Here is an 18,430-nt window from a genome sequence, read left to right on the forward strand (position 1 = left end):
GTCGTTAAAGCAGTAGGCTCAGGGCGACGGATTCAGAAGGGTTTTGTCTGACGCATTAGGGTCTTCAGCGCGCACGACAACGGCGGTGATGTTGTCGCGGCCGCCGCGCGCGAGCGCCAGGTCGACGAGTTCTTCAGACGCGTTCGCGCCCGCCGCATTGCTTAGCACAGTGAGCATGTCGTCTTCGCTGACTTCGTTGCTCAGGCCGTCGCTGCAGAGAAGGAAGACGTCGCCGTCCGTGACCTCGATGGCATCGTCGTCGAGTTCAAGCACGTCGGTCGCGCCGACGGCGCGCGTGATCATGTGTTGCGCCGGATGATGCCGCGCCTCTTCCTCGGTGAGCACGCCGAGCGACTTCAGCGCTTCCACCTGACTGTGATCACGCGTGAGTTGCCGCAGGCTGCCTTCGCGCAGCAGGTACAGGCGGCTGTCGCCGGCCCATATGTAGCCGCAGAAGCGATCGCAGGCGAGCAGCACGACGACCGTGCTGCCGATACGCTGCACCTGGCGGCGCGCGGCTTCTTCCCTCAATTGACGATTGGCGGTTTGCAGGCGCGCGCGCGCATCGGCGACGAAGGACTTCATGCTGATCGGCGGCGTGAGCCGGCCGAGCGCGTCGATCACCAGACGGCTCGCCAGATCGCCGACCGCGTGTCCACCCATGCCGTCGGCGACGGCCCAGCGTCCGAGCGCGGACTGGTCGAGGCAGGAATCTTCGTTGATTTCGCGGACGCGTCCGGCGTCGGAACGCGCGGACGACGTCCAGCGAAATTGGCTCGCACAGGTCACAACGTTTACACCGTATCGTTTCTGCTGCGTGCGTCGGGAGAGACACTGATGTTCGAGTTCGCGCCGGTGTTGCGGACATCGACCGACTGGAACGTGTTGATCATCTGGTTAGCATAGAAGTTGTTGGTCACATCGTACAGGTTCACGACGGGTCCAATGCTCGGCGTATCGCGTACATAAGGCTGAATCCAGCCGTACACCCACGGGGCGCCGCCGCCGCCGCGAATCGCCGTCATCGCTTTACGGTCTAGCGCGAGGTTCAGCGAGAGGTCGCTTACTGTAATAGAAGCCATGTCGTTTCTCCGGTTGGCCGCGTGTGTAACTCGCGCGGTGACGCGCGGTTAAGAAGTGTCTGGCCGTTATAGTGCAAGTGCTATGCCAATTCGCGAGTGATTCGCGCGGTTTGTCGTAACGCCTTGATTGCCGGGCGATTGCGCGCGCTTGCGGATACAGCGCACGGGCGCGCATGAATTCATCGGTCGGCGGGCAGCCAACATACCCCTACGCGGACCGGTGCGCGACCCAACACATTCCGGCCGCTCGCCGTACCTCTTCAATCTACGCACTTCCTCCATCCACGGCAGCGGCAAATGAGCGCCGCTCGCCAACACTTCGACCAGATTTCTGTCGGCCCGCGACACACACTCGTCGCCCCCGGAGTATCGTGGTTTCTCGCGAAGCCCTTTAAATAAAGGCTTTCGCGCACATGGCCCGGATGATGCAAAAGATCTCGCAACAGTGTTGGAAATCGAAGCGAGACAGCCATGAACACGAACCAAACCAGCAGCGAAAACAGCGAAGACCGCTGCGACGCTGCGTCCACCATCGACCTGCCGATCGGCGCGCATCTCGTCACGCAACGTCGCGGTTACGAACACCACGGCATTTATGTGGGCAATGGCCACGTGGTTCATTACTCGGGCTTTGCGGGTTCAGCGCATCGCGGCCCGGTTGAGGAAGTGGAACTGGAACGCTTCGCGGCCGGCCATCCGCTGACAATCCGTTCTACCCCGTCCGCCCGCTACGTCGGCGACGAAGCCGTGAGCCGCGCACGCTCCCGCCTCGGCGAAAACCATTATCGCCTGCTCACGAACAACTGCGAGCACTTCTGCGCATGGTGCCTGCTCGGCGAAAGCCGTAGCGAACAAGTGCATTGCTGCCTGCGCCATCCGCGTACCGGCATGCATGCGCTGGTGTGCCTCGTGAAGGCTTTTGTGGAAAGCAGCGCGAAGGGCGCTCACGGTTCCGCTCAGTTGGCGTGAACCAGCGACACCGAATTTCAGTGACTCATTTCGGTGACTCATTTTAGTGATTCAACCATTCAAGGATTCAAGGAGAACATCATGGCTGCCGCAGAAAAGACCTTGCACTGGGCTGTGGACAAATGGCTCGCCCCGACCCCGTCGATGCCCGCTCGCGTCGTACAGTTCTGCCACCGTGCGTCGCAACATCAGCGCTATGTGTGCGTGGAAGCCTTGCGCCCGGGTGGCTTGCTGTCGATCTTCTTCTTCCGTCACGACGACGGCTCGTGGAACGTGTTTCCGCCGCAAGCTGAACGGCCCGCCATGAACGGACATCGCCGCGCTTTGCTAGCTGCCTAGTTCTCTGTCTGTGCAGACGCTTTCTTGATGATCCACTGATTGAACAGCAGCATCGCCGGCGTCATGGGTTTGCCCTTCAACCATGTCAGCCAGTAACTGCCGGCGTGAACCTCCACTTCGAACGGGCGCACCAGCCTGCCTGTATTGATCTCGTGGTCGAACATCAGCGCGGGCGCGAGCGCGATACCCGCACCCTGCATCGCCGCTTCCACCATCAGCCGCGACGAATCGAACACCGGCCCGCGAATCGGCCGCGGCGGAATGCCCGCGGCGGTGAACCAGCTTATCCAGTCGTCGGTGCGATAGGAGCGCAGCAAGGTCTCGTCGACGAGATCCTCCGGCTTCGACAGACGCGCGGCGATCTCCGGCGTGCACAGCAGCGCAAGCGGCGCGTCGAGCAGACGGGTCGCGAGCGAACCGGGCCACGTGCCGTCGCCGAAACGGATCGCGAAGTCGAGGCCTTCGGTGGCGAGATCGACCAGGTTGTTGTTCGTCAGCAGCCGCAGTTCGACGAACGGATGCGCGTCGCGAAACGACTTGAGGCGCGGCATCAGCCAGCCCACCGCGAAGGTACCCACCACGCCGACCGTCAGCACCTCGTGAAAGTGGCCGCCTTCGAATTGTTTGAGCACCGCTTCGATGCGATCGAATGCGTCGGTCAGCACCGGACGCAGCGCGAGGCCCTCGTCGGTCATGGCGAGGCCGCGCGGCAGGCGCTTGAAAAGCGGGGTGCCAAGCCGCTCTTCCAACGTTCGGACCTGCTGGCTGACGGCGGCCTGGGTGACGTTCAGTTCGAGTGCCGCGCGCGTGAAGCTCAGATGCCGGGCGGACGATTCGAAGGCGCGCAGCGCGTTCAACGGAAGGTACGGTCTCATGGCGAAGGCATAAGATTTTCTTGTGAGTTGGCTAACTTATCATCGTTTGTCAGCGACCGGCGGAAAACTGATAGTTGCGGCTTCACACAAAGGAGCGGCGATGATCACAAGACGGAAGTTCGCGGGCGCAACTGCTGGCGTGGCTCGCGGCCAACGAGACCGGCGGCGCACGGATTCGCGCGAAGATGCCGAAGGACTGGGGCGTGGGCGACAAGACCGGCACCGGCGATCACGGCACCGCCAACGACGTGGCGATTCTGTGGCCGCCCGGACGCGGTCCGGTGCTGGTGACCGTGTACCTGACCGAAACGGATGGCGACGCGGCGCGCAGCAATGCGGCGATCGCGGACGTGGGCGCGCTGGTGGTGGCGTCTATCTGATGCCGGCGCGGACAGGCACATACGCGACGCAATGAAGGCCGCTGCGTCCCGCGGCCATCGCCGCCGATGCGCCGATCGAAGTATGCGACACTAGGGCCACACCGAAAGGAGGCGACTGCGGATCGGCCTCGATGGATGCGGTGAGAAGTTGACTGTCCATGGAAATGCTCGACACCTTCTGCCGACGTTCGTCCAGGTAAGCCGTCGGCTTGTCCAACCACGCATCGTTGCCCTTGATTCGGAGTCCCCTATGTCTGTCTATGTCCTGGCATTGCTGATCGGCGTCGTGGCCGGTCTCCGCGCGATGACCGCGCCCGCCGCGGTCAGTTGGGCGGCATATCTGGGCTGGTTGCCGTTGCAAGACACGCCGCTGGCATTTCTCGGCTTCACCGCCACGCCGTATATCTTCACGGTGCTGGCCATCGTCGAACTGATCACCGATCAACTGCCGAAAACCCCTAGCCGTACCGTGCCGATGCAATTCGGCGCGCGTCTCGTGCTCGGCGGGTTGAGCGGTGCGGCGATCGGCGCGGCGCATGGCGGAGTGGGGAACGGGTTGATCGCGGGATTGATCGGTGCCGTGATCGGCACTTTGGGCGGCGCGAGAGTCCGTGGCGCGCTGGCGCGTGCGTTTGGACGGGACCAGCCGGCCGCGTTGATCGAAGATGCGGTGGCGATCGTCGGCGCGGTGTTGATCGTGATGGCGTTGCGTTAATGCGCTTCAGCGAGACGAGACGAGACGAGACGCGTCTCGCCTCATTTCGCTGAAGCAGTTCGGGCAGTCTAGCTGGCCCGTGCGATACGTGAACCGGCGGGTGCCCGCGGTGCGGGCAGGGCACCCATAGCCGCAGTGGCGGGAATCAGTTTGCCGCGCACCAGCAAGCCCAACGTCTTCACCGCCAGAATCGCGATGATCACATTCGCCGCGATGAACAGAACCGGCGCGGCGTATTCAACCGGACCCGTCGCGCCTCGTTCGACCATCCAAAGCGCCATCGTCGGCAGGGCAGCCACGCCGAAGCTGAAGGCCCAGTAAGCCGGCACAAAAGCCTGTTGGCGAATCCACGGCAGCAAACGCAAGAGCAGCAGAGCCTGGTACAAGCCATAACCGAGCAGCACCAAAGCGAACAAGTCGGGCGTGCCGTTGCTCAGGCTCAGATAGGCCACGCCACCCACCACCGGCGGTGCAAGCTGGATGCCGAGCACTGGGCGCAATGCGTCGGGCAGCGGTTCATGCACGGCGGCGCGGTGCAGGATCAGCGATTCGATCGCGAGCCACGACAGCAAACCCGCGCCGAAAAACAGCCCGCCCAACTGATGGAAACCGAAGGCCGCCGCCGCTGTGCCCGCCACGAAGCTCGGCGCCACGGTCGGCAGATAAATGGCGGGCGTCACCAGTTCAGGCTTGCGCCCGCCTTGCCAGAGCCGGCCGTGCAAATACATGCCGAGCGCCAGTTGCGCGACCACGGCCACGCCGAACAGCGCGAGCGCCAACGTATGCGCGTAAGGCTGCAGAAGCTGCGCGGCCAGCAGGCTCGATACGGGGCCGAGCGCCGAGAACGACGATTGCACCGGATGCTGCATTTCCGTGCGGGCTTCGTCGGCGTGCGTCAGCCACTTTTGCCCGTATGCCACCAGAATCACGAGCCACACGACGAGCGCGGCCACGGTCATCACATCGCCCACCACGGCGGGCAGGTGCCAGAGCCTGATCGCCACGCGCCACAAATTGGCGAACGCCAGCGCGCCCACCGCGATTCCGAAGAAAGCAACAGGAATCGTCCCACGATTGCTGTTCATCATCGATTCTCCAAAAGTTGCGTCGCGCTCCGATCTTCCGGTTCCACGCAATCGATGACCTACTTTAAAAGGCGGCGGCCAAACGCTGAATGCTGGGTGCGCTCAACAAATCGCGCGATCGTCTCAAGATGCAGCGAGCCGCATGCGGCAAGTGTTTGCGTCGTGGTTTCCGCTCATACCCCGGATTCCGCGCAGATTCAGCGCCGAAGCGCCCGTGGCGGGTATGACAGCCCGGCGTCCTGGCGTAAAATTTCCGCTTCCCTATGAAGTCATGCCATCCATGCCAACGCCTGCGGACAAATCGAACACGAAGGAAAGCGAAGGTGTTGCCGTCATCGATCGTGCTTGCGCCATCCTGTTCGCCTTCCGGCCGGACGATGCCGCGCTCACGCTCGCCGAACTGGCGGCGCGCACGGGGCTTTACAAGAGCACGTTGTTGCGGCTCGCGGGCTCGTTGATCCAGCACCGTCTGCTGCTGCGTCTCGACGACGGCCGCTATCAGCTCGGCTCCGCCACCTTCATGCTGGGCGCGTTGTATCAACGCAGCCTGAACCTCGGCGATATTGTTGTGCCGCTCATGCGCGAACTCGCGGAAACCAGCAGCGAAAGCGTGTCGTTTTACGTGCGCGACGAAGCGGTGCGGGTGTGTTTGCATCGGGTGGATTCGAAGCATGCGGTGCGTTTTCACGTGCGCGAAGGCGACGTGCTGCCGCTGGAAAGCGGTTCGGGCGGCCACGCATTGCTCGCCTTCGACGGCATGCCGGGCGTACCGTACGAGAAGATTCGGGAGGACTTCTACTGTGTGTCGATCGGCGAACGCGATCGGGAGACGGCGGGTATTTCCATGCCGGTATTCGGCGTGCGGCAGAGCCTCCGTGGCGTGCTGACGCTGGCGGGTCCGAGCTCGCGTATCGATCAAGCCTTTCTCGAACGCAATCTCGGCGCGCTATTCGATTGCGCCGCGCGCGCCACTGATGCCTTGGGCGGCGATTCGCGCGCCATGCGCAACGCGCAGCGGCGCGCGGCCGAAGTTCAGGACAAGTAGTTCAGGGCAAGCGGCTCAAGGCAAGCGACTCAAGGCAGGTGCCGCTCGGGCTTGCCGGTGTAGGTATAGGCCATCTGGCGCGGCATCGGACCTTTGTTGCGCTCTTTGCGTCCGCGCTGCTCCCATGCATGCGACAGAATGCCGACCGCGCGCGACAGGCAGAACACGCCGCGCGCCAGCTCGGGCGCAAAGCCGAGTTCGGCGTAGATTACGGCGGTGGCGCCGTCGATATTCATCGGCACGGGCTTGCTCTTGCGGCTCATGAGCAGCGCTTCGATGCCGCGCGCGATCGCGGCATAGCGTCCGCTGATACGCTCCGCGCGGACATTCTCGTCCACCAGCGCGAGAAGGCGCGGCGCACGCGGATCGACCGGATGAAAGCGATGCCCGAAACCGGGCAGATATTTACCGTGCGCCGCGATGAACGCATCGACACCTTGTTCGACGGCGTGTTCCAGAGTGGCGCCCGCTTGCATGCGCGCGTCGATAGCGTCGTACAGTTCGACCGCTTGCTGACCCGCGCCACCGTGCACGTCGTCCAATGCGTTGATCGCCGAGGCCATCGCGCCGTTCAGCGGCAAGCCGCAACTCGTCGCCATCCGCGAGATGGCGATCGACGGCGCATGCGGGCCATGATCCACCGACGACACCAGCGCCGCTTCGAACAAACGCGCTTGGTCTGCGTCAGGCAACTCGCCGCGCAGCATCAGCCAGATCATCTGCGGAAAGCTGATGTTGCCGATCAACTCCTGAATCGGGAAACCGCGCACGTTGATCGAGCCCGGATGAATGTCGATGATCGAGGTGCTCCAATAGTCGGCAGCGAGCTTCGCTGCGTCGAATGCTTGCGTCATGTTCAGACCACTCCTTCGGCGCGTAGTTGGTCGATGTGTGCGTCGTCGTAACCGAGCGCGACGAGATGTTCACGCGTGTGAGCGGAGAGAACCGGCGCGGGTGTGCTCGGCGCCGTGTCGGCATCATGCAGACGAAAACCGGCACGGGTCACGCGCTGGCGGTCCGTGTTGGCATCGGCGGCGAATTCGCGGATGAACCTGCGCGACTCCAGATGCGGATGCGCGAGAATCTCCGGCACGGACATCACGCGGCCGGCCGGCACGCCGGCTTCGAAGAAACGGGCTTCCCAGTTCGCGGCGCTATCGTGCGCGAGGGCCGTTTCGATCTCCGCTTTCAATGCCGCGCGATTCAGCTTGCGGGCGTTGCGCTCGGAAAAACGCGGATCGTCGAGCAGATCGGCCCGGCCGATCAACTGACACAAGCTCGCGAACTGTTTGTTCTCGTTGGCGGCAATGTTGAGTGGGCCGTCGCCGGTTTTGAACGTGCCGGACGGCGCGGCGGTGAAGTTCTCGTTGCCCATCGGCGTCGGCGTGACGCCGGCGTTCAGGAAGTTCGAGACGACCCAACCCATGGTCGCGAGCGTGGCTTCAAGCATCGACACGTCGAGCATGCGGCCGTGGCCCGTGGCGCGCGCGTCGAGCAACGCAGCGCAGATGCCGAACGCCGCGGTGAGGCCGCCCACCGTGTCCGACACCGGATAGCCGACGCGCAACGGTGCGCTGTCGGCATCGCCGGTCACGCTCATCACGCCGGAAATGCCCTGAATGATCTGATCGTAAGCAGGCCGTTTCGAAAACTCGCCGTCCATGCCGAAGCCGGAGATCGCGCAATACACGAGTTTGGGATTGACCTCGCGCAGCGCCTCGAAATCGAGTCCGAGCCGCGTCATCACGCCGGGCCGGAAATTTTCGACCAGCACGTCCGCCGTTTTGACGAGGTCGCGCAGAATCGCCTTGCCGCGCGGGTCTTTCAGATTGAGCGTGACCGACTGCTTGCCCGCGTTCACGGCGACGAACGAGGTGCCCATATTGCGTGCCGACGCGTCCTTGTCGGCGCCCAGACGGCGTGCCAGATCGCCGCCTTCTGGATGCTCGACCTTGATCACTTCGGCGCCGAGCAACGCGAGTTGATACGCGCAAAACGGCCCGGCCAATACATTCGATAAGTCCAGTACGCGGACTCCAGCCAACGGCAGCGTCATGTTCAAAGCCTCTTGTTCAAAATGCGATTCAATGCAGTTCAATGCGAAATTTCGTCGAGATTGAGATTGTTGGTCCGCGGCCCGAAGATGCCGATCGCGCCCATCACCATCACCATCGACGCGCTGATCAACGCGAACACGCCGCTCACGCCAAAGTGACGCAGCGCGAACGCGATCATGAAGCCGGAGAACATGGCCGACAGACGCGACATCGAATAGACGAAGCCGACGGCGCGTGCCCGCAAGCGCGTCGGGAAGAGTTCGGTCTGATACGCGTGATAGCCGACCGAGAGCAGCGTGCCGCTCAGTGTGATCAGCACGCCGAGCGTCATCAGCATGGCGGGCGAGGTTTGCGTCGCGAACAGGCTGCCGAACACGGCAATGCCGAGCGCCGACACTACGATCAACGTTTTCCGTTCGATGCGGTCCGCGATCGCCATGCCGATCAGCGGTCCGAACGGATTTGAAACCGCGATCACGAACGAGTACAGCAGACTGTGCGTAATGGTCACGCCTTTGGAGACGAGCAGTGTCGGCACCCACGAGGCGAAGCCGTAGAAACCGATCGCCTGGAACAGATTGAAGACGAGCATCGTGATCGCGCGTTTGCGATACGGCGGCTGCCAGATTTCGCGGAAGGCGGCCTTGGTGGTCGCCGGTTCGACGGTCGGCACGGCGGGCGGCAGCGGCTTGCCGTATTGCGCGGCGACTTTCGCTTCCAGCGCCTGCAGCACCTGCTCGGCTTCGGCAGCGCGGCCCTGTTGCGCGAGCCAGCGCGGGCTTTCCGGCACACGCCGGCGAATCGCCCACACCACCACCGCGCCCAACGCGCCGATGATCACGACCCAGCGCCAGCCGTCGAGTCCGAATGGCGTGAGCGGCACCAGCCACCACGCGAGAAACGCGACCGACGGCACCGCCGTGTACTGCACCAGATGAACAAACGCAAAGGCTCGGCCGCGCAAATGTTTAGGCACGAGTTCGCTGACGTAAGTATCGATCGTCACCAGTTCGACGCCCACGCCGATGCCGGCGATCAGGCGCCACAGATTGATGGCGGGCGCCGTGCTTTGCAGCGCCATGATGAGCGTCGCGGCGGAGTACCACAGCAGCGACACGGTGAACACGGTCTTGCGGCCGTAGCGGTCGGCCATCCCCGCCAGAAAGAACGTGCCGATGAAGAGTCCGGCAAACGAAGCCGCCACGAATGCGCCAAGGCCGGAGACGCCGAAGAACGACGCGGTGGTCGTCGAGTAGACGCCGCTTTTGACGAGACCGGGGCCGACGTACGCGGTGAAGAACAGATCGTAAAACTCGAACCAGCCGCCGATCGACAGGAGGAACACCAGCATCCACACCGCGCGCGTCGCGGGCAGGCGGTCTATGCGCGCGTTGACGCCGGGCGTGAGCCCCTGCGCGCCGGCGCTTGAATGGGGCGACGCGCCGGACGTGTCGATCGGCAGGCTTGCCATGGAATTCCTCCTTCGGGTGTCTCTCGGCAGCGTCGTTCTGTTAGATAGAACGACGTTCTGTTTAATGGATGTGCCGAGAGTAGTCGGTGTGGCCGGTGCCAGGAATCCGGGGTTTTACCTAGAGAGGGGGAAAGGCGCTTGCGGATAGGCGCTCGCGCGGCGTGCGCGCCGGCCCGCCGTATGAGGCGCTCCTACGCTTTACGCGGACATGCGCTGAAGCATGGCCAGCAGCGTATCGAATGAAAGCGGCTTACGCGCGTATTCGATGCGGGGATTCGGCTGCACGGGGATATCCGCGGCCGCGCTGCACAGAATGATCGGAATGACGCGCAGATCAGGATCGGCGTTCAGCGCCGCGCACAATTGCAGCCCCGACATGATCGGCATCATGCAGTCCGACACGATGATGTCAGGCCGGGTCTTGCGTATCTGTTCGAGCGCGGCGGCCCCGTTCGACGCCGTCAGGACGGTATAGCCGTGCCGCTCCAGCAGCAGCCGCCAGACTGTCAGGATGTCGAACTCGTCGTCCACGACCAGAATGGTTTTCATGGGCGGCTAGGTATTTCGTCTCGGCTGAAGCGTGGCCGACAGGCCGGCCGGCGCATGCAGGCTGGCAGCACTCGCCGGGTTTTCGATGACATCGAGGCCTTGAGACGAAATCACAAGCTCGCGCAAAGAAGTGTCGTGGGCGCTTTCACGCTGCTTGACCACGGAAATCATGCGCCGCAGACCCGCCTCGGTTTCGGCGTAACGCAGCAGCACGAGGTTTTCCGTCAGCGCTGAAACGCGCACGCTCTTCGCGTGGCCGGGATCGGCGTAAAGCGGCAGTTCTTCGGTCAGCAGCGTGGAGACGCAGGCTTCGCGAAGCTGGTGCAACAGCGCATTCAGGAACAGGCCGAAGCGCTCGGTACGCAACGCGGAATCGCGGAACCCTTCCACGCCGTCGATGACGATGCGCGACGCACCGATCCGCTCGACGGTGGCGAGCGCGGTGGCCGCGACTTCGTCGATGGCCAATTCAATGGCGGGTTGCCATTGAATCACGAGTCGGCCGTCCTTATACGCGTCCGTGAGTCCGATCGACACGGCTTCGGCTTTGCCGATCAGCCGCTGCGGTCCTTCGTAAAAACCGAGGTACACGCAGCGCTCGCCTCGCGCGACGCCGGCCGCGAGAAATTGCAGACAGAGCAGCGTCTTGCCGACGCCCGACGGTCCGATCAGCGTAGTCGTGGAGCCTTGCGCGAAGCCGCCGCCGAGCAGGCCGTCGAGATGCGGCAGGCCGAAGCCGAGACGCGTTTTCAGATCCACGGGACCGGGTTGCGCGGCAGATTGCGCTTCCAGGCGCGGGAACATCAAGAGCCCGCTTTCGGCGATACGGAAGAAATGCTTGCCCATCAGATGATTGCGCGCGCGCATCTTGTGGACTTCGATTTCGCGCGAGCGTCGCATGCCGTCGCTGTAGCGGTTCAGTTCGATCAGGCCGTCGACGAGCGTATGTTCCGGATGCGGCTCATTGCCGGAGAGCGGCGCGAGCAGCAAGGTCGTGCAATCCATGGCCGCGACCAGCGCATTCAATTCGTGGATGAACTTGGACAGCGACAGCTCGGTTTCGCTGAATTCACGTGCGCTCCGAAAGCCGTCGATGATCATCAGGCTCGGGCGGTAATCGTAGATGCTCGAGGCAATCAGCTTGAGGAAGCCGTCGAGGCCGCCCTGCATCAGTTCGTGATAACCCGACACGAACAGCATCTGCTGGGAGACCGCCTTCTCGTCGAAGAAGCTTAGACCCTTGAGATGACCTAGCAGCTTGTCGTGCGATTCGGCGATCAAGGTCATGTACAGCACCTTCTCGCCCTGGCTTACACGATGAAAACCAATCTGGCTCGACAGGATTGTCTTGCCGGCACCGGCCATGCCTTCCAGCAGATACACGCCGCCGCGGACCAGACCTCCGCCCAGGATCTCGTCGAGACCGGGGACACCCGTTTCCACGTTGGATCGGGAAGATGTCTGAGATTCGTGGTTAGTCATTGTCGAAAGTGTCGTTCAAAGTGCGGAGAAGCGATGGCTCGCACAGGAACCGTCCATTGCTCAAACTACTATTACCAGCAATCCGCGTTCCCGCTCCGGGGCGGCGACGCTGTGCGTCGGCATGAGATGCAGGGGATTCTACCTGGCGGCGAGGCGCTTGGCGAACGGCATCTCGGCAGTGCGGTGCGGTGCGAGGCGTGGGGGGCGGACCGTTGGCGATCACCGAATAGCGGCGAACTTTTCAACGCGATGCAAGGAAGAGGAAAGAACGGGGCCGCGCCTCGCGCATGCGATAGTACGACGGTGCATTGCATCCGCGAGGCGGGTAAAGCGAAGCGGGCCGATGCCCGCTCTTGACTCAGCTACAAGCGAAACTACTTGCGGCGTTGACGTCGCCGCCCTGGTAGCGCGCCACTTTCGGATACGGGCACAGCGGCCGCGTGCGTCCCGCGCCCCAGCCGGCGGGCACGTCCGCGTTCGGCACGACATTGCTGGCGTCGCGCGCGGTGGCGACCACGCTGTCCGGCGCCTTGCCCTGTTCGACCCATGCGACGAGCGGCGTGAGCATGTCGAACTGATCGGTGCTCGGGCCGCCGCTGCAGTGGTTCATGCCGGCAATCGTGTAAAGACGCGCGAAGTTAGACGCGTCGCCGCTGTTGGCCGTGGTGAGCCGCTGATACCAATCGGTCGTGTCGTTCGATGAAAACACCGGGTCGCTCGTGCCGTGATAGACCATCAGCTTCGCCCCGCGCTGCTTTAATGCGCTCAGATTGGTTTCGTCGGGCGGCGTCATGAATGACCAGGCCGACTCGCTATACGCGCCGCTGGTGGCGAAGATCTTCGGCGCGTCGGTGTCCATGCTGAAGTTCAGTGCGTACGCCGACAACTGGCTCAACACCGATGCGCTTTGCGGCAGCGTGGTGAATGTAAAGGCCGCCGCGGCCGGATCGAGCGTGATCGAGTTGGCCTGCTTCCATGCCGACCAGCCGGGGCCGAGTCCGGCGTCATACGGAAAGCTTGCATAGAGGGCGGTGCCGGCACTGTTGCGCGCGCCGGAGAACACGTTGCCGACGGCGTCCTTCTGCGCGCTCGTCAAACAGGTGCCGTCGCGGACGTTGTTCGTGCACGTGGGGATATCGGTGACAAGGCTGAAATTTGCCTGGCATGCCTTGATATCCTGAATGAGGCCGTCGGTCGCACCGTCGAGCGCATCGCACTTTGACAGTATTTTCGACGCCACCATTTGACGTTCCGCAGCAGTGAAGCCGGTCGTGATATCGGGCAGGCCGTTCGAGGTCGTCGCCGTCGCCACTTTCGCGAGCTGCTGCGCGCTCCACATTTCACCGACGGCCGCCTTCGGCAGATGAAAGCCCGGATCGCCCGCAATGATGCCGTCATATTCCGCCGACGAGCGTGCCGCCGCGACCAGCGCATGACGTCCACCGTTGGAGCAGCCGTCGAAGTAGCTGCGGTCCGGCGCTTTGCCGTATGCGAGCTTGATGACCTGTTTGGCCATCGGCGTGAGCGTAGCGACCGCGTTGTAGCCGTAGTCGATCCGCGCCTGCGGGTCGAGACCGAACAGCGGATTTTGCGCCGAACTGTGCCCCGCATCGGAGCTGATGACCGCGAAGCCCATGTTGAGCGCGTCGCTGGTGGGACCGCCGCCGCCGATCTCGCCGGTGGCCGTGACCACATTGCCGTCGAGTCCGCCGTTGGCCTGATAGAAGAAACGCCCATTCCATGCAATCGGCAGACGCATTTCGAAGCCGATCGCATAGGTCTTGCCGTCGACGCTGCTGACCCGCTGATTCATGCTGCCTTGAATCAGGCAGTGTTCGGCGATCGGCTTGCCGGCCACTTTAAGCGTGCCGGCCGCGACGTCCGTCACGGTGGTGAAGACGGTGTTGGCAAAAGTGAGCTTCGCGGCGAGCGCCGCGCAATTCCCCGCGAGCGTGCCGGGCGTGGCCGCGCTCAGTTGCGGCAAGGCGGAGGAGTTGGCGCTGGTGTTGGCGGCGCTGCCGAGATCGTTGCCGCCGCACGCGGCGAGTGTGAGCGCTGCGGCCGACGCAAGCGCGATAGAGGTGCACTTCATGCTGTGTCTCCTAGAACGAATGACGAATGCCGACCATCGCGCCGGTCTGGCCGGTGCCTGCCGCGGGCGTCGTGCCGCCGCCGCCGGCGCTGACCGAGTAGTGCGCCTTCGCGCTGTTGGCGAGGTACGAACCCTGGGCGTAGACAGCGGTGCGCTTCGAAAGCAGATAGGTGGTGCGCAGCGTGCCCATCGTGGCGCGCGTGTCGTGTTCGCTATTGGTGATGTGATAAACCTCACCGTCGACGATGAAAGCGGGCGTCACGTAGTACGACGCGGCCACAAAGAACAGATTCGAACGCACGCTGGCAATCGTGTCCGCGCCCGGTTCGACGCGGCGGTTGAGCCATCCCACGCCGAGCTTGGCCTTGCCGAGGTTCGCGTAGGCGCTCACATGCGTGCGGATGTCCTTGTCGCCGGCGCTGGTGAGTGGAGTCGGCGCGATGCCGTCGAAGAAGTTCGCCGCTGCTGTGCTGCCGCCACGCTGCTCTTCATACGATGCCGCAACGCCGAAGAGCGGCGCGTCGTACTTCAGCATCACGGACCATTCGCGGCATTGAGTCGCCTGTCCGGCGACCGATCCCGTACACGTGCCCTGGCCCGGCGAGTTGCCGGTGCCGGCTGCGTCGCGGCCGAACGAGTAGTTCGCGCCGAGCGTCACGCCCGCATAGCTGCCGAGGTAGACCACCGAGTTGTCGGCGCGGGCGTTGGGCACATAGGCGTCGAGCGAGCCGAGACCGTAGATGTCCGGGCCGATCAGGTCCGCGCCCATCAGCGCGAGGTACGTCATCGTGTACTGGCGGCCGAACGAGACCGTGCCGTACGGGCTCTTGATGCCGACGAATGCCTGACGGCCGAACAGCCGCCCGCCTTGGCCGAGATCGCCGGCGCGCACGTTGAAGCCGCTTTCCAGCGTGAAGACCGCGCTATAGCCGCCGCCCAGGTCTTCATTGCCGCGCAGTCCCCAGCGCGAAGGCAGTTCGCCCGTGACCGACGGCATGCGGAACACGCTCTTGCCCGCGGCGTTCGCGTGCGAAACGTATTCGATGCCGGTATCGACAATGCCGTAGAGCGTCACGCTCGATTGGGCCGCTGCGGCGCCGCTGACGGTGCACAGTGCGCCGCAGAGTAAAAGACGTGCGGATGCTTGCATGAAGGGTGTCTCCGAACCGTTGAATGAATGTGTGTGTTTGTTGTTGTTGAGTCTTCTTGTGCGGACGATCAGTCGTCGGCGCGCGGGCGGCGCAGCAGGAGCAGCGCGGCTGCTGCTGCGATCAGCGTGACGGGAATGCTCGCGCCGATCACGGTCGACGAACTGCGGCCCATCGCCAGCAATTGACCCGCGGCGAGCGGCCCGACCACCGAGCCGATGCGGCCCACCGCCACCGCCGCGCCGACGCCGGTGCCGCGCATCGCCGTCGGATAGAACGCCGCGGAAAGCGCGTACAGCACCGATTGGCCGCCGATCACGAACATGCCCGCGAAGAAAGCAGAGGCCGCGAGCGCGCCGAAGCCGTGCGCCATCGAAAGCGTCGCGAGCGAGGCGATGATTCCGACATACATACCGGCCACCACGACGCCCGAGCGCATTCGATCCATCAACATGCCGATGCACAACGCGCCGATCCCGCCGCCGATGTTGAAAAAGATCTGCACGTAGCCGACCTGCGCGCGCGTCAGACCGCTCGCGGCCATCAACGAGGGCAGCCAGTTGAGCAGAAAGTAGAGGACGATCAGCGTGCAGAAGTAGCTAACCCAGATCTGCACGGTGGAGAGGCCACGCGTGCCGCCAAACAGGATTTCGCCGACCGGCGCAGGCTTGGCTTGTCCATCGCGTGATGCTTTGGTGAACGCCTTCGAATCCGCGAGGAATACGAGCAGCAGCGGCACCAGCACCAGCGGTCCCGCACCGCCGACGTAAAAGATGTGACGCCATTCGGTGTCGCCGGCGCTCAACACGCCGATCACCGACGCGATCACGCCGCCGAACGGAATGCCGCAATACATCACGCTCACGGCGGTGCTACGCGAGCGCGGCTCAACCGCTTCCGACGACAACGCAATCAGATTCGGCAGTGCGCCGCCGAGTCCGATACCTGTCAGCACCCGCACGATCACGAGCGTGTGAAAGTCGCTCACCAGCGCGGTCATGATCGACAGCAGCCCGAACAGGCACGCGGATATCACGAGCACGCGCTTGCGGCCGATGCGGTCGGCGAGTCGTCCGCCGAACATCGCGCCGGGCAGCAAGCCGAAGGTGCCGGCGCTGAACGCCAGTCCCATTTGCGCGACCGAAAGGCCGAACTCGCGCGCCATGCGCGGCGCGGCGACGCCAACCGACTGCAGGTCGAGTCCTTCGAGCAGGGCGATGGCAAAGCACAATCCGAGGGTGACGAAGGCGCCTGTCCGGCTGGACGTCGCCGGGACCGTGGTGGCTTCGGTCGAATTCAATGTGCCGGCTCTTTTCACGTTAGTGATCCTTATTAAATGGCGTGGTTTTCCGGTTTCGCTGAGAGACAGCAGATGCCGAGTCGCCGTCTTGCACATCAGACGGGTTCGGCAAGCGGGCTTCAGATCATCGTCGAGGCCGCGATTGAATGCCCGGCAGCAGCGCAGCGAACACCGCCGCGCGCGGCGCATCGTTTCGATGGCCAGACGACGGTGCATTTGCTTCGAGGCGATGCGGCGCGTCTCCACACGCTGCATCGTGGACTGGATTTAATATCAGGTAGGCTGATAACACAAGCGCAAATTGTTCGGTGAAAACACCTAGCAATTCGGCGACGTGGCGCGAGCGGATCTAGCCGCGCAGATTACGAACGAAAGTTTCGAGGTGGGTTTGGACCGCGCCGGCGGCATCGAGCTCGATGCCTTCCATCATTTGCTTTTCGATGGTCTTGACGGCCTGCTCGCATTCGCGCAACACGGCGCGCCCTTCATCCGTGAGTCGCAGCAGCACGATGCGGCCATGCGTCGGGTCCGGCTCGCGGCTCACCCAGTTGCGGCTCGCCATCGCGTTCATCACTTCGTTGGCTGATTGCGGCGTGATGAACGAACGCTCGGCGACCTGCGCATTGGACGCTTGTCCTTTGGCATCGAGCACGGAAAGCGCGGTGAATTGCGCGAGCGTCAGGCCGAGCGGCGCGAGCGCTTCAGTCATGCGGCGTCGCAGAATGCGGTCGAGACTGCCGATCACATAGGTCAGGCGCAGGCTGGAACGGCGAGTGCGCGTGGCGGCAGGTTCGGCAGGCGTATTTTGATTTTTGCTCATCATGGGCAGGAGGTTCGGTCTATCCCGCATCTTAGCGCGCCTCGACGCGAATTCCGCCGCTAGGGGTTTGCACCGAGCGGGTGAATTTCCGCTTTACATATCAGGCAGCCTGATATTAAATGTGTTCATCAGGCCGCGGTCGCGGCCAACGTTCACGGAGAAAGCAGATGAGTTATGAAGGCCGTTGGAAAACCGTCAAGGTCGATGTCGTGGAAGGAATCGCATGGGTCTCGTTCAATCGGCCCGAGAAGCGCAATGCCATGAGCCCGACGCTGAACAAGGAAATGATCGAGGTGCTCGAAGCCGTTGAACTCGACACCGAAGCGCAGGTTCTGGTGCTCACGGGCGAAGGCGACGCGTGGACTGCCGGCATGGACCTGAAGGAATATTTCCGCGAAGTCGACGCCGGCCCCGAGATCCTGCAGGAAAAAATCCGCCGCGACGCGTGCCGCTGGCAATGGCAACTGCTGCGCATGTACGCGAAGCCGACCATCGCGATGGTCAACGGCTGGTGCTTCGGTGGCGGCTTCTCGCCGCTGGTGGCGTGCGACCTGGCGATTGCCGCTGATGAAGCCACGTTCGGTCTCTCCGAAATCAACTGGGGCATTCCGCCGGGCAATCTGGTGAGCAAAGCGATGGCCGATACTGTGGGGCATCGTCAGGCGCTGTATTACATCATGACGGGCGAGACGTTCACCGGGCAGGAAGCGGCGCAGATGGGCCTCGTCAACAAGAGCGTGCCGCGTGCCGAACTGCGCGAGGTGACGCGCGTGCTCGCCGGCAAACTGCTGGAGAAGAACCCGGTGGTATTGCGCGCCGCCAAGAATGGCTTCAAGCGTTGCCGCGAACTGACGTGGGATCAGAACGAAGACTACCTGTACGCGAAGCTCGATCAGGCGCAACTGCGCGATCCGGAAGGCGGCCGCGAACAGGGCCTCAAGCAGTTCCTCGACGACAAGGCGATCAAGCCGGGTCTGCAAACGTACAAGCGCTGATCGGTCGCATCGGCGTGGACTTCGGT

Annotated in this window: 19 protein-coding genes and 1 pseudogene; 6 read left to right on the top strand and 14 right to left on the bottom strand. The window is 63.4% G+C overall.

The genetic code is table 11. The features are described 5' to 3' along the window. Positions 1–18: 18 nt before the first annotated feature. Together HF916_RS13080 and HF916_RS13085 are read right to left on the bottom strand one after the other, a co-directional pair. The gene (locus tag HF916_RS13080) at positions 19–789 is read right to left on the bottom strand and encodes a PP2C family protein-serine/threonine phosphatase (RefSeq protein ID WP_168789374.1); all 771 of its coding nucleotides are present in this window, start codon (positions 787–789) and stop codon (positions 19–21) included. 5 nt (positions 790–794) lie between these two features. Then, positions 795–1,082: a hypothetical protein gene (locus tag HF916_RS13085; RefSeq protein WP_168789375.1), complete on the bottom strand. Its 288-nt coding sequence runs from the start codon at positions 1,080–1,082 to the stop codon at positions 795–797. 471 nt (positions 1,083–1,553) lie between these two features. Here HF916_RS13085 and HF916_RS13090 point away from each other — a divergent pair, with 471 nt between their 5' ends. Both HF916_RS13090 and HF916_RS13095 read left to right on the top strand, forming a co-directional pair. Beyond that, positions 1,554–2,051, top strand: a complete 498-nt coding sequence (locus HF916_RS13090; RefSeq protein WP_168789376.1) for a lecithin retinol acyltransferase family protein — start codon at positions 1,554–1,556, stop codon at positions 2,049–2,051. 81 nt (positions 2,052–2,132) lie between these two features. Next, positions 2,133–2,390 (top strand): hypothetical protein, encoded by a 258-nt coding sequence (locus HF916_RS13095; protein ID WP_168789377.1) that lies wholly within the window; start codon positions 2,133–2,135, stop codon positions 2,388–2,390. Here HF916_RS13095 and HF916_RS13100 read toward each other — a convergent pair. Continuing rightward, positions 2,387–3,265: a LysR family transcriptional regulator gene (locus HF916_RS13100; RefSeq protein WP_168789378.1), complete on the bottom strand. Its 879-nt coding sequence runs from the start codon at positions 3,263–3,265 to the stop codon at positions 2,387–2,389. The genes HF916_RS13095 and HF916_RS13100 overlap by 4 nt on opposite strands. 128 nt (positions 3,266–3,393) lie before the next feature. On the opposite strand from HF916_RS13100, the pseudogene HF916_RS13105 reads away from it, so the two are divergent. Then, positions 3,394–3,645: pseudogene (locus HF916_RS13105) on the top strand (serine hydrolase); the annotation flags it as partial. On the opposite strand, the gene HF916_RS13110 reads toward HF916_RS13105, so the two are convergent. Then, positions 3,638–3,862 carry a hypothetical protein gene (locus HF916_RS13110; RefSeq protein ID WP_168789379.1) on the bottom strand — a complete coding sequence of 75 codons (225 nt, stop codon included), beginning with the start codon at positions 3,860–3,862 and terminating at the stop codon, positions 3,638–3,640. The pseudogene HF916_RS13105 and the gene HF916_RS13110 sit on opposite strands and share 8 nt — an antisense overlap. 33 nt (positions 3,863–3,895) lie before the next feature. Here HF916_RS13110 and HF916_RS13115 point away from each other — a divergent pair, with 33 nt between their 5' ends. Next, on the top strand, positions 3,896–4,360 hold the full coding sequence (locus HF916_RS13115; RefSeq protein WP_168789380.1) for a DUF4126 domain-containing protein: 465 nt from the start codon (positions 3,896–3,898) through the stop codon (positions 4,358–4,360). 68 nt (positions 4,361–4,428) lie between these two features. Here the strand turns inward: HF916_RS13115 and tehA are convergent, their stop codons facing one another. Then, entirely contained in the window at positions 4,429–5,445 is a 1,017-nt protein-coding gene (tehA, locus tag HF916_RS13120; RefSeq protein ID WP_168789381.1) for a dicarboxylate transporter/tellurite-resistance protein TehA, read from the bottom strand. Between the two features lie 280 nt (positions 5,446–5,725). Between tehA and HF916_RS13125 the strand changes: the two genes are divergently transcribed. Next, entirely contained in the window at positions 5,726–6,490 is a 765-nt protein-coding gene (locus tag HF916_RS13125) for an IclR family transcriptional regulator (protein ID WP_168789382.1), read from the top strand. Between the two features lie 29 nt (positions 6,491–6,519). Here the strand turns inward: HF916_RS13125 and HF916_RS13130 are convergent, their stop codons facing one another. From HF916_RS13130 to HF916_RS13170, 9 genes are all read right to left on the bottom strand, one after another. Continuing rightward, complete coding sequence (locus HF916_RS13130; protein WP_168789383.1) at positions 6,520–7,344, bottom strand: citryl-CoA lyase; 825 nt, start codon at positions 7,342–7,344, stop codon at positions 6,520–6,522. Between the two features lie 2 nt (positions 7,345–7,346). Then, the gene (locus HF916_RS13135) at positions 7,347–8,546 is read right to left on the bottom strand and encodes a CaiB/BaiF CoA transferase family protein (RefSeq protein ID WP_168789384.1); all 1,200 of its coding nucleotides are present in this window, start codon (positions 8,544–8,546) and stop codon (positions 7,347–7,349) included. A gap of 38 nt (positions 8,547–8,584) precedes the next feature. Further along, positions 8,585–10,018: an MFS transporter gene (locus HF916_RS13140; protein WP_168789385.1), complete on the bottom strand. Its 1,434-nt coding sequence runs from the start codon at positions 10,016–10,018 to the stop codon at positions 8,585–8,587. A gap of 198 nt (positions 10,019–10,216) precedes the next feature. Next, positions 10,217–10,567, bottom strand: coding sequence for a response regulator (locus tag HF916_RS13145; protein ID WP_168789386.1), 351 nt, complete (start codon positions 10,565–10,567; stop codon positions 10,217–10,219). A gap of 6 nt (positions 10,568–10,573) precedes the next feature. Beyond that, positions 10,574–12,049, bottom strand: a complete 1,476-nt coding sequence (locus HF916_RS13150) for an ATPase domain-containing protein (protein WP_168789387.1) — start codon at positions 12,047–12,049, stop codon at positions 10,574–10,576. A 358-nt stretch (positions 12,050–12,407) separates the two neighbouring features. Then, on the bottom strand, positions 12,408–14,141 hold the full coding sequence (locus HF916_RS13155) for a tannase/feruloyl esterase family alpha/beta hydrolase (RefSeq protein ID WP_168789388.1): 1,734 nt from the start codon (positions 14,139–14,141) through the stop codon (positions 12,408–12,410). A 10-nt stretch (positions 14,142–14,151) separates the two neighbouring features. Further along, positions 14,152–15,291, bottom strand: coding sequence for a porin (locus tag HF916_RS13160; RefSeq protein ID WP_168789389.1), 1,140 nt, complete (start codon positions 15,289–15,291; stop codon positions 14,152–14,154). 68 nt (positions 15,292–15,359) lie between these two features. Beyond that, positions 15,360–16,589, bottom strand: coding sequence for a 3-(3-hydroxy-phenyl)propionate transporter MhpT (gene mhpT / locus HF916_RS13165; RefSeq protein ID WP_168791982.1), 1,230 nt, complete (start codon positions 16,587–16,589; stop codon positions 15,360–15,362). A 349-nt stretch (positions 16,590–16,938) separates the two neighbouring features. Further along, positions 16,939–17,439: a MarR family winged helix-turn-helix transcriptional regulator gene (locus HF916_RS13170; RefSeq protein WP_168789390.1), complete on the bottom strand. Its 501-nt coding sequence runs from the start codon at positions 17,437–17,439 to the stop codon at positions 16,939–16,941. A gap of 137 nt (positions 17,440–17,576) precedes the next feature. Here HF916_RS13170 and HF916_RS13175 point away from each other — a divergent pair, with 137 nt between their 5' ends. Beyond that, a complete protein-coding gene (locus HF916_RS13175; protein ID WP_168789391.1) occupies positions 17,577–18,404 on the top strand; it encodes a p-hydroxycinnamoyl CoA hydratase/lyase in 828 nt (275 codons plus the stop codon). The last annotated feature ends 26 nt before the right edge of the window (positions 18,405–18,430 follow it).

It is taken from the genome of Paraburkholderia aromaticivorans, assembly GCF_012689525.1.
GTDB lineage: Bacteria > Pseudomonadota > Gammaproteobacteria > Burkholderiales > Burkholderiaceae > Paraburkholderia > Paraburkholderia aromaticivorans_A.